The 11,354-nt window shown below is 55.4% G+C and carries 9 protein-coding genes; 6 read left to right on the plus strand and 3 right to left on the minus strand.

From position 1 onward, the window contains the following. Positions 1–5: 5 nt before the first annotated feature. The 3 genes from G491_RS0127135 (at position 6) to G491_RS34740 (ending at position 5,686) form a co-directional block, all read left to right on the plus strand. Positions 6–1,265 carry an ABC transporter substrate-binding protein gene (locus G491_RS0127135; RefSeq protein ID WP_028316772.1) on the plus strand — a complete coding sequence of 420 codons (1,260 nt, stop codon included), beginning with the start codon at positions 6–8 and terminating at the stop codon, positions 1,263–1,265. A gap of 85 nt (positions 1,266–1,350) precedes the next feature. Beyond that, positions 1,351–2,565, plus strand: coding sequence for an ABC transporter substrate-binding protein (locus tag G491_RS0127140; protein ID WP_282706010.1), 1,215 nt, complete (start codon positions 1,351–1,353; stop codon positions 2,563–2,565). A gap of 22 nt (positions 2,566–2,587) precedes the next feature. After that, positions 2,588–5,686, plus strand: coding sequence for a PAS domain S-box protein (locus tag G491_RS34740; protein WP_051327553.1), 3,099 nt, complete (start codon positions 2,588–2,590; stop codon positions 5,684–5,686). 5 nt (positions 5,687–5,691) lie between these two features. Here the strand turns inward: G491_RS34740 and G491_RS0127150 are convergent, their stop codons facing one another. After that, positions 5,692–6,300 (minus strand): TetR/AcrR family transcriptional regulator, encoded by a 609-nt coding sequence (locus G491_RS0127150; RefSeq protein WP_028316774.1) that lies wholly within the window; start codon positions 6,298–6,300, stop codon positions 5,692–5,694. A gap of 92 nt (positions 6,301–6,392) precedes the next feature. After that, the gene (locus G491_RS35770; RefSeq protein WP_157468642.1) at positions 6,393–6,536 is read right to left on the minus strand and encodes a hypothetical protein; all 144 of its coding nucleotides are present in this window, start codon (positions 6,534–6,536) and stop codon (positions 6,393–6,395) included. A 98-nt stretch (positions 6,537–6,634) separates the two neighbouring features. Between G491_RS35770 and G491_RS0127155 the strand changes: the two genes are divergently transcribed. Together G491_RS0127155 and G491_RS32825 are read left to right on the plus strand one after the other, a co-directional pair. Beyond that, on the plus strand, positions 6,635–8,302 hold the full coding sequence (locus G491_RS0127155) for a thiamine pyrophosphate-binding protein (protein WP_028316775.1): 1,668 nt from the start codon (positions 6,635–6,637) through the stop codon (positions 8,300–8,302). A 3-nt stretch (positions 8,303–8,305) separates the two neighbouring features. Beyond that, positions 8,306–9,139: an SDR family NAD(P)-dependent oxidoreductase gene (locus tag G491_RS32825; RefSeq protein ID WP_015949728.1), complete on the plus strand. Its 834-nt coding sequence runs from the start codon at positions 8,306–8,308 to the stop codon at positions 9,137–9,139. Positions 9,140–9,299: 160 nt separating this feature from the next. On the opposite strand, the gene G491_RS0127165 is transcribed toward G491_RS32825, so the two are convergent. Further along, positions 9,300–10,196, minus strand: coding sequence for a LysR family transcriptional regulator ArgP (locus tag G491_RS0127165; RefSeq protein ID WP_028316776.1), 897 nt, complete (start codon positions 10,194–10,196; stop codon positions 9,300–9,302). A gap of 307 nt (positions 10,197–10,503) precedes the next feature. Here G491_RS0127165 and G491_RS0127170 point away from each other — a divergent pair, with 307 nt between their 5' ends. Next, entirely contained in the window at positions 10,504–11,349 is an 846-nt protein-coding gene (locus G491_RS0127170) for a DMT family transporter (protein ID WP_015949730.1), read from the plus strand. Positions 11,350–11,354 lie beyond the last annotated feature (5 nt).

An 11,354-nucleotide genomic window follows, 5' to 3' on the forward strand; every position in this document is an offset into this window, starting at 1 on the left:
GGCTTGTGACCAGGTTTCAAAGATTTTTTACGCTTGTTGTCGTCATGCTTTTATTTCAACCGTTTGCGTGCAATCGGAAAAATGCTGTAGAGACTCCCTTGCGAATCGGCGTGCTTTTTCCCATGAGCGGCTCGTTGGAAGAGGCGGGGCTTCCCAATCTTCAGGCTATTCGCCTAGCCGTTGAAAAGATCAACTCCGGCGGCGGCGTCCGTTCCATGGGCGGGCGCCCTCTGGAGTTGGTTTACGGCGACACCCGGGGGCAAAGCCTGATAGCCGCCCGGGAGGCCGAACGCCTGATTACTGAAGAAGGGGTTTTGGCCATTATAGGAGCCTATCAAAGCAGCGCGGCCGATGCGGCGGCCAAGGTTTGCGAGAGGCTGGGCGCGCCCATAATTGTCAGCTCCGGCATGGCGGATATTATTACGGATCGAGGGTTCCATTACACCTTTAGGCTTATGGCGAAGGCGGAGCATTTCGGCCGGGATATGGTGTCATTTCTCTTGGATTTTTCTTGCTTGATAAACCATCCCATAAACAAAGCGGCGCTATTGTATGAAAACACGGCTTATGGCACATCCTCCGCGTTGGCCTTGAAAAAACGCCTGATGAGCACGGAGCTGGAAATTGCCGGGGAAGTGAGCTACCGCGCCGCCGGGGCGGTGGATATGACACAAGAGGTCGGAAAGGCGCTGGACGCCAAACCGGACGCCATCCTGACGGCCATGTACGACCACGACAGCCTGTTGGCCGCTCGGGCCATGGAGGCGAGGGGGATGGACATTCCCCTTGTCAATATGGGGGCTACAATGATTTCCCGCCAATTTATCGAAGAGTTGGGGCCTGCCGTGGAAAAATATTTCGGCATGACGGATTACTCCAAGCTGGCCCCGTACGCCAAGGATATCAATCAGGAGTTTAAGGACCGATTCCACAAGGAACTGCCCGGAGAATGCGCATTGGCCTATCAAAGCGTTTGGGTCATTAAGGACGCCCTGGAGCGAACCGGAACAGCGGATAAGAAGCAAATTCGGGACGCCCTGGCCGCGACTTATATGCTCCCCGGACCTGACATGATCTTATCAGTTCCGGCGCTCTTTTTTGAACCCAGCGGGCAGGTCGCCCACTCCGGCTCCTTTGTCGTGCAGGTGCAGGATGGCGAGACGGCGCCTGTCTGGCCGCCGGAATATACGCCGTTGGGAATACGGTGGAAAGGAAGTCGTCACTTTTTTACAAGCAACAAGGAGACGCCGGGCGGCGTTCACTAAAGGAGTTTTGATTACTATGCAATTCAGGCAAAGGACGAAACGGCATTTACCATGGATCGTGGTCGTTGCGGTTTTCGTGGCATGTATGTCGGCATTGCTTTTTCCTGACCCCTCACCCCCCCGTCCTGCAACGGCGCGGGTGGGAGTTCTTTTTCCCCTTACCGGCCCCTCCGCCGAGACAGGGATGGTATGCCGCGATGCGGCCGCCTATGCGGCGGAAACGATAAATGCAGCCGGAGGCGTTCAATCCTTGGGAGGATGCACTCTGGAACTGGTGTACGGAGACACCCGGAGCGACCCCCGGACAGGCGCCCGGGAGGTGGAGAGGCTCATAACCCAGGAGGGCGTGTGCGCCGTCATCGGGGTGTACCACAGCAATGTGGGCCAGAGGGTTACGGAGGCGGCCGAAAGATTGGAAACGCCTGTATTGCTGAGTTCGGGAATTGCCGACGGCCTGACCGAGAGGGGGTTTCTGTATACTTTTCGCATTGGCCCCAAAGCCCGATACTACGGAAGGGATCAGGTCCGTTTTCTGCTGGACCTGAACAGGCTCATTGGCTATTCTGTTCGTAGAGTGGCTTTAATTCATGAAAATTCCGCCTACGGTACATCGTCGGCTTTGGCCCAAAAGCGGGCCTTGCAAAACGCAGGCGTGATTCTGGCGGCGGAGGAAAGCTATCGTTATGATTCAGTCAAGGACATGGCCCCCATTGTTGCAAAGGTTCTTGAGGCGAAACCGGACGCGATTTTGATGGCAGCCTACATTGACGACAGTATTCTTATCGCCAAAGCCCTGAGACAGGCAGGGGCGGACATTCCAGTTATTGGCACTGCGGGCGGCATGGTTTCCAGTCAATTCATAAAAGCTCTTGGAACGGACGCAAACGGCTTATTCACCGTGGCGGAACACTCCGGTTTTCTGCTTGAAGGCCGAAAAATTTATGAGGCCTTTTCCGAACGATATAACAGGGACCTGACCGGAGACGGCGTTTTGGCTTATCAGTGCATTTTTGTTCTCCAAGACGCCTTGGAACGGGCCGGGTCCCTCAATAAAAAACGCTTAAGAAAGGCCCTATCCGAAACGGACATGCCCTTCGGCAAAAACATGATCCTTCCAGCCCCTCGCCTATCCTTTGATTCAACCGGTCAAAACATCTACTATGATTTGCTTATCCTGCAAATAATTCAGGGACGGCGCATTCCTGTATGGCCGGAGAATTTTGCGCAGGCTAAGGTGAGTGATTGGACGGCTTTTTCAGGGGCGGGCGGGGGCGTGCACCCCACAGAGGGCGACAATTGAAAAGGAGAAGGGGAGCCTTTTAGTGACATTCCACAGCCAAACAACCTCCCGAACCATCCCCTGGCGTAAACGGCTCGGGACCAAGCTGGGATGGACGCTTTCCCTGGCCATGGTATTAACCTTGGTGGCCGTGGGAACAGGGCTGATTTATATAGCCCAGGACAACCAGAAAAACCTCATCCGGGAATTGCAGATGCGCAATGCCAAAGAGGTCGCCAGGCTGATTTCCGAACATGTGGAGAATGCAGTCTCCAATTTGCTTTTTTATGCGGATCTGGTTTCCCTCCGTGAAATAGATCGTCAAAAACAAAAACGCGCCCTGGAATACATCCTGATAAACCGGCCCGGGGCCTTTAACGAACTGACGCTCCTGGACAGCGATGGGCTGGAAATCGTCAAGGTCGCCAAGACCTACACCTACTTGCATGATGAACTGGGCGATCTTTCCGCAACGGAAATGTTCGGGGCGGTGAAAACCGGCAACGTGTATATCGGTTCCTTTCATGAGTCCAAAGGCAGCGGCCGTTTGTCCATTCCAATAGCCATCCCTCTTAAATCCATCGATGGGAAGGTGAAGAACATTTTGTTGGGGGATTTGAACGCCGCCCGGCTTTGGAAGGCGATTTCCCAGGTTGAGATTGGCAGGACCGGCTACGCCTATATTGTAAACTCCAAGGGGCGCCTGGTGGCTCATCAGAACCCGGCTCGAATACTGGAACAGCACGGACGGGATCTCGGTTCTTTTCCTCCCGTGGCCAAATATTTAGGCCTTCTCCAATACACGCAACGCCCGGAACCTGTTTACCACGGACTGGATGGCGAGAAAGTCGTCGGCGAGTACACGTCCATTCCGGGGACGAAGTGGGCGGTTGTGGTGGAACTGCCCGCCAAGGAGGCTTTTGCTTCGCTTCGGCTCATGGAGTACTATCTGGCCGGATTGGTCCTAATCGGCGTCCTGGCTACCATCGCCCTGATTTTTTTAGCCATGAAGCGCCCCATACGGGCCATCAACAAGTTGAGCGCCAACGCCAATGCCATTTCCAAGGGCGACCTGGACTCTGTCGTTGCCATTGAGGGCGATGATGAAATCAGCGTTCTGGCCAATGCGTTTAACAGCATGACCAGCCAGTTGAGGGACTTGATCAGGAACTTGCAGCAAAAAATTGAACAACAAAGGGAAACGGAGCGGGCTTTGCGCTCCAGTGAAGAGCGATTCCGCGACCTTGCCGACTCTCTGCCGCAAATTGTTTTTGAGGCTGACTTGGACGGCACACTGACCTTCATCAACAAAAATGTCAGCCAGGTTTTGGGGTACGCCCAGGAGGATGCTTATTCCGGAGTTCAAGCATTGAACTTTTTGGCGCCGGAAGACAGGGAGCGGGCCGCGGCCAACATACAAAGAGTGTTGTCCGGGCAGTATATCGGCGGGCAGGAGTACGCGGCCATAAAAAAAAACGGGGACCGGGCGCCTGTCATGATCCATTCCTCCCGTGTCATCAAAAACGGGATTCCCTCCGGGTTTCGGGGCATTCTCATTGATTTGACCGAGCAAAAGGCCAGTGAAAGGAAGCTGGCCAACGCCTTGGCTTTTAATGAGAAAATTGTCCATGAATCTCCTGTTGGAATCCTTTTGTACGACCCCGGCGGACAGTGCATTACCGCCAATCAGGCCGCGGCCGACCTGGTGGGCGCCCCTATAGAGCAGGTGCTGTCTTTGAATTATCATAAAATCGTGTCTTGGAAAGAGACCGGCCTGTACCAGGTGGCTTTAAAAGTGGTGAAGGATAGAATGCCTATGCGCCACACCATGATGGGCGTTTCCACTTTCGGAAAAACGATTATTATGGACGCCCAGTTGGTTCCCTTTGTCATGGAGGAAAAGCCCCATTTGCTGTTGATGCTGAGCGACATGCGGGAGCAGGAGAAAGCGCAGGAAGAAGTCCGGCGGCTGCGGAACCTTTTGTCCAATATTGTAAACTCCATGCCTTCCGTGCTTGTTGGAGTGGATCCAGAGGGAAAGGTCACCCAATGGAACATGGAGGCCGAAAAGGTTACCGGCATCAGCGCAGAGCAAGCCCAAAACCGGCTTCTCATGGATGTGTTCCCCCAATTGGCCCGTGAAATGGGCAAGGTTCGGCAGGCCATAGCCCAAAGAGCCCCTAAAACGGAAGCCCGTATACCCACCGGTCAGGTGGAGGGCGAGGTGCGCTATTCCGATGTGACGGTTTTTCCGCTCGTCGCAAACGGAATCCAGGGCGCGGTCATCCGCATGGACGACGTAACCGATCGCGTCCGCATCGAAGAGATGATGATTCAGTCCGAAAAAATGCTTTCCGTGGGAGGCCTTGCCGCCGGCATGGCGCATGAAATCAACAACCCGTTGGCCGGCATTATTCAAAACGCCCAGGTCCTGAAAAACAGAACCATTGAATTGACTCCGAAAAACCAGCGGGCGGCGGAAGAATGCGGCGTCACCATGGACGTTATCCGCAGTTATATGGAAAAACGCAATCTGGTGCGGATGATCGATTCCATCCATAGCTCCGGGGTGAGGGCGGGCCAGATTGTGGCCAATATGCTTAGCTTCAGCAGAAAAAGCGAAGCGGACGGAACCGTACAGCCCATTAACGAGATCCTGGAAAAGACCGTGGAACTGGCTTCCAGCGATTACGACCTGAAAAAGAAATTCGATTTCAAACGGATTAAAATTATCAGGGAGTACGATGCATCCAATCCCGAAGCCTGGTGCCAGGCCAGCAAGATTCAGCAGGTTATCTTGAACCTGTTGCGTAACGCCGCCTACGCCATGGCTGAAGACCCGAACAACTCCGCCCCCTCGATCACGCTGAGGACCGCCCAGGAAAGCCGCATGGTCCGCATTGAAGTGGAGGACAACGGCCCCGGCATGAATGAAAACACGCGAAAAAGGGTTTTTGAGCCCTTCTTCACCACAAAAAGCGTGGGAGCAGGCACCGGCCTTGGCCTGTCCGTCTCCTACTTCATCGTTACGGAAGATCACGGCGGCGCCATGACCGTGGACTCAAAACCCGGCCAGGGCGCCCGGTTCATCATTCGACTTCCCCTGAAGCCTCCCCCGGTGCATGCTTTGAGCTCTTCCTGAGTCAATTAGCCAAGCGCCTGCCGATCCTCCAAACCCTGCACCTGAATCTTGATTAAAACATCCAGAATGTCCTTGCGGGAAAAGCGGCCCTCCAAATACATCCTGACCGCGGAAAAGGCCATGTCCTGAATCAACGCCGCAGCTATTTCTTCATGAATGTCCTTACGCAAAATCCCCAAATCCTGCTGTTCGCCGATTCTCCGGGCCGAATCCAGAACCAACTTTTCGATCAGCCCGTCTATATGCTCCTTCAACTCCTCGTTGCCGATTTCCCGAATCATGGCCGTGAAGCCGGCCTTGTTTTGCTCCACATAATCAAACAACATGCCGTAACCCTGTTCCACGCTCTCCTTGTAGGTGGGAGCGTGGTAAAAGCCCTTTTCCACTTCCTCCACCAAAGCGGCGCCCAGGGTCTCTATAAGATGAACGGCGATTTCCTTCTTGTTCTTGAAATAATGGTACAGGATGCCCACGGAAACCCCGGCTTCCTGGGATATATCCTTTGGCGAAACCATGTGATACCCACGCTCTGCGCACAGGTCCAGGGTCGCCTGGACAATCTTCTGGCGCGTGGCCTTTCTTCTTTCTTCATTGCTTTTTTTGTCTCGGCCCATCTTGAAAAATATCCTTGCGCAATTTTTGTCGTTTCCCGCTTAAATGCCTTGACAAGCATATCCGATCCCTTTACATTGCATTTATTGAATGATTATTCAATCAAAAAAACGCCGGCCGCAACACTCATCAAACGCGCCCGGTTTTTCCCAATATCACACAAAGGCGGGAGAACGGCCTTGATTGCTTCCCGCCGTACGGGGCGATTTTCGGCCCCATGAATTTCTGCATCAGCCATAAAAAACAGCCTGCATAAAACATGCGGGCTGACGCATCCATAAAACCTTCGTCAGGAGGATTCACCCAAAAACCGGCAATAAAAATAAGGAGGCAGTCATGCAAGGCATCTACGGCGGGCATCTGGTCGCAAGACACCTGAAGGAGACTGAGGGGATTGACACGGTTTTTTCATTATCCGGGGGGCATATCGACCGGATTTACGACGGATTTCTGGAGTACGGCGTCAGGCTGATAGACGTGCGCCACGAGCAGGCTGCCGCCATGGCCGCCCACGCGTGGTCCATTTTTTCGGGCAAGCCCGGGATATGCATCGCCACGGCCGGCCCCGGCTTTACCAACACGCTCACGGGCCTGGTGAACGCGGCCTTGGAAAACGCGCCTTTGGTGCTTATTTCGGGCGCTACGGCGGTCCGTGACTGGCAAAAAGGAGCGCTTCAGGAAATGGAGCAGACCGCCATGGTCAGGCCCTTTGTCAAATGGGCGGCCACTTGCCATGATGTAAAGCGTGTACCCGAGTATATCTCCGCCGCCATCCGGCATGCCGTTTCCGGCAGGCCGGGGCCCGTCTTTCTGGAGCTGCCGCCGGACGTTTTGAACGTCAGCGCACAGGAAAACGAAATCGTTCCGGCAGGCAGCGGCGCAGTTGTTTACAAATCCGGTCCCGATCCCGCGGCCGTGGCCAAGGCGGCGGAAATGATCAATCAGGCGAAAAAGCCCATGCTCCTGGCCGGTTCGGGAATCGCCACGGATCAGGCGGCCGAACTCCTGACCGAACTGGTGGAAAAAGCCGGCATTCCCTGCGGTCTCACCAACAACGGAAGAGGGGCGGTCAGCGACTTAAATCCTCTTTCCTTGTGGGACGGCGGCCAGATGGGTTTGATGGCCGGCATGCCCCAGGCGGACTTGGTCATCGCCCTGGGCATCCGCTTCAATTGGCTGCTTTTATTCGGGGAGGGATTTCCCCAGGCCTGCGTCATCCGGGCGGATATCGACAGCTCGGAATTGAGCCGAAACCGAGCCTGCGACGTGGGGTTGGCCGGGGATATGGAAATGACCCTGAAAGCCCTTTTGCCCCTGGTGGAAAACAAGGACCGCTCCCAGTGGCTTGGCGAGTTGAAAGAGTCCTACCTTCCTCTGGACGCGGCGGAAGAAGCGGCCAGAACCACGGCATCGGATCCCATTCATCCCGCACGTCTTGCCTATCAGGTGCGCCAGGCGGTCGGGGACGACGCCATTTACATCATGGACGGCGGCGACACGGCGTATTTCGGCCTGACCTCGTTTAAGGCGACCCAACGCGCCCATGTACTGGCCGCTTCCGGCGGGCTGCTGGGATGCCTGGGCACGGGCCTGCCTTTCGCCATGGGCGCCAAGGCTGCATTGCCTCATAAAAAGGTGGTTGTTTTTAACGGCGACGGCTCCTTCGGCTTCAATGCCATGGAGTTCGACACCTTCAAACGCCATGATCTGCCCATTTTATGCGTGGTCAACAACGATCAGGCCTGGGGCATGATCAAGCACGGACAGGAAATCTGCTATGGCGGAGAACGCGTTATCGGGTCCGAACTGGGCGTGGTTCATTACGAGCAGGTGGCCATGGCCCTGGGCGGATACGGCGAGTTTGTGGATAAGGACGATCAGATCATCCCGGCCGTCCAGCGCGCCCTGGAGTCGGGCAAACCCGCTTGCATCAACGCCCTCACCGATCCGTGCGTGACCAGCCCGGCCACCTTGCTTTTCTCGGAATCTTTAAAGATGGAATAGGAAATGAAAGCATTTAATAAGAACTTGGCTATTGTAACGGGCGGGGGCTCCGGCATAGGCCGCTCCCTCGCCCTGGCCCTGGCGAAACAAGGCGCCAGCGTGGCTGTCACGGACGTTAACGAGCAGAGAGCCAATGAGGTGGCCGGCGAGATCCGGGGCATGGGCAACGACGCCTGGGGCATTGCCGTGGATCACAGCGACAAGGAGGCGGTTAAAAAGTTCGCCGACCGCTTTATAAAAGAGCACGGATGCCCGGACGTCATGTGCCTGAACGCCGGGGTGGGGCACAGCGCGCCTTTGGAGCGCATCACCCTGGAGGACTGGGAGTGGGTCCTGGGCGTCAACCTGTGGGGCGTCATTTACATGCTGCATTTTTTCACTCCGGAAATGATCAAACGCCAGAGCGGAAAAATCCTGATAACCTCCAGCCTGGCGGGAATCACGCCCATACCCGGCATGGCCCCCTATTGCACCAGCAAGTTCGCTCTGGTGGGGCTGACGGAATCCCTTTCGTCCGAACTGGCGGCCCATAACATCACTGTTAGCGCCATATGCCCGGGTTATATCAATACAAACATCGTCAGGGACGGAAAAATCGACCTGCGGGACGGCAAGGGCGCCAGCAAGGCGGAGGAAGCCGTGAAGTTTTATGCGACCAAAGGGGTTTCGCCGGACATAGTCGCCCGGGACGGGCTGCGGGCCTTGCGCCGGAAAATCAGCATCATGCCCACGCCGCTTCACGCCTGGCCCCAATATTTATTGCACAGGATGTCTCCGTCGTTTTACGTCTGGGCCTTTAAACAAGGCTGGAAGCGGGGATTGCCCTTTGGGCGGTAATCACAGTGTTGGAAATTGATTACAGGGGGGCATGACCTTTATGTAGGGTCGTTTGGATAAGCGTCGTGTCTCCCTGCCTTAAAAGAATTCTTCTGATCTGGCCGGAAGCTCAACTGTCGCCCCTTGAACTACCGCCAGCCATTACGGACCGTATCCGTTTCTATTCCCCCTGCTGCAAAATCCTCGTGGCCTTCCGCACCAAGTGCCGGGTGAACCGCTCCAACAGGGCTGAGGACAAGTTCCAGCAATGCCAATACAAATGCACCGGCACAATGTGGGAGGGCGCCAGGTCAACCAGTAGGCCGGCTTCCAAAAGCTCCTTGCTTTGCTGGTCCGGCAGCATTCCGTAGCCCAAACCCGCTTCTATAAACGATACAAACTGCTCGGACGACGGCAGGTAATGGGCGGGCAGGGGGGTGGGGACCTCTCCCAAGGCCAGGGGGAACATCTTGTAGTGCAAGTGGTCCTTCCTGTTGAATATGAAAAACGGCGCCTTGGAAGCCGATTCCAGGTTCATTCCTTCAGGAAACCATTTGGCCGCGTATTCCGGCGAAGCGATCAGCCTATAATCCATCCGGCCCAGATACTCCATCAGGCATCCCTGCATGGGCCGATCCTGCACGCTGATGCACCCGATAACCTCGCCGTCCCGCAACATCTTATGGGTCTCGTCCTGGTCGTCCCCCCGAAGATCCAGAAGCAGGCGCTCCCTGATCAAAAAGTCGCGCACCGCCGGTAAAAACCAGGTGGATAGGCTGTCTCCGTTGATGCCTAAAGCCAAGGTCGTGAATACATCCTGGCCGGTCAGGTCCAAGGATTCTTTCAAATCTTCCTCCAACCGGTTCACTTGCAGATAATGCTTGATCATCTGCCGCCCCGCGGGCGTGGCCCGGGGAGGGGACGTCCGCACCATCAGCACCTGGCCGGCTTGATCCTCCAGCAGCTTGACCCGCTGCGACACCGCAGACTGGGTGATGTGCAGCCTGGCCGCCGCTTTTTCAAAACCGCCTTCCTGCACCACCGCAGCCAAAGCCTCCAGCAATTTGTAATCCAGCATTATTCTTCTCCCTGCCAGCAATGGGGTCAAATCTACGTTTGACGTTTGAGACGCAACTCTCTAAATAATAAACGAAAAACCGGCCTGTTTTTGGGTGGTGTCAGGGCGGATCAAGTACGTGTGCGCCGTCCCTTATTTGTCAATCCCAAGTGTTGTGATGGGAAATCCAGGGGGCTTTATTTTTCTAAAATATTTCATTAGCAAAATTTATGATCATTAAAAACAATTAATTTTACTTTTGCATCGCCGGACCCTATTTTAGCCCCGCAACCGGTTGAAATATTCAGCACTATTTGGGAGGAGCATCATGGGATCGGAAGCATTGGCCATAGCCTACGGGGTGGGTTCGGCCCTCACCTGGGGCGCGGCGGATTTTAGCGGAGGCATGGCTTCCAAACGGGGAAACGTCTATGCCGTGGTATTGTTTTCCCAGTTTGTGGGCCTGTTTTTTATACTGGCTTTATTGGGCGCCACCGGCGAGGAATACCCGGGCGCGTCGACTTTGATTTACGGCGGATTGGCCGGCCTTTCCGGGGCGCTGGGCCTTATCTGTTTGTATAAAGGGCTGGCAAGAAGCCCCATGGCCGTGGTGGCGCCCGTCTCCGCAGTGGTGACGGCTTTGCTGCCGGTGCTGGTTGCAGTCATCCTGCACGGGCTGCCGCCGGTATTGCAGATTGCCGGATTCTTCCTGGCTTTGGTTTCCATCTGCCTGGTTTCCTGGACAAGGCAATCCGTGCGGATAAGACAAGAGGACATGCTATTGCCGGTCCTGGCCGGGATGGGCTTCGGCGGCTTTTTTGTGGGGATTCATTACGCCGGATACAGCGGATTCGCCTGGCCCTTGCTGTCTGCGAAAATTGTGGGGCTCACCGTTTTATCCCTGGTATTGGGCTTTAAACTCCGAGGACAGTCCCTGGGACATACTCCCTGGAGGTGGATTTTGTGGGCGGGCATCTTGGATGTGGCCGGCAACGGCCTTTTCATCCTGGCGTCCCAGACCGGCAGGCTGGACCTTGCGTCCGTCCTGGCGTCCTTATATCCTGCGTCCACGGTTTTATTGGCCTGGCGCATATTAAAGGAGCGCATGACCGGCGGTCAATGGGTGGGCATGGCTACGACGTTGGCTGCCTTGGCCTTGATTTCCATGGGATAGGAAAA

The sequence above is a fragment of the Desulfatibacillum aliphaticivorans DSM 15576 genome, assembly GCF_000429905.1.
Classification (GTDB): Bacteria; Desulfobacterota; Desulfobacteria; order Desulfobacterales; family Desulfatibacillaceae; genus Desulfatibacillum; species Desulfatibacillum aliphaticivorans.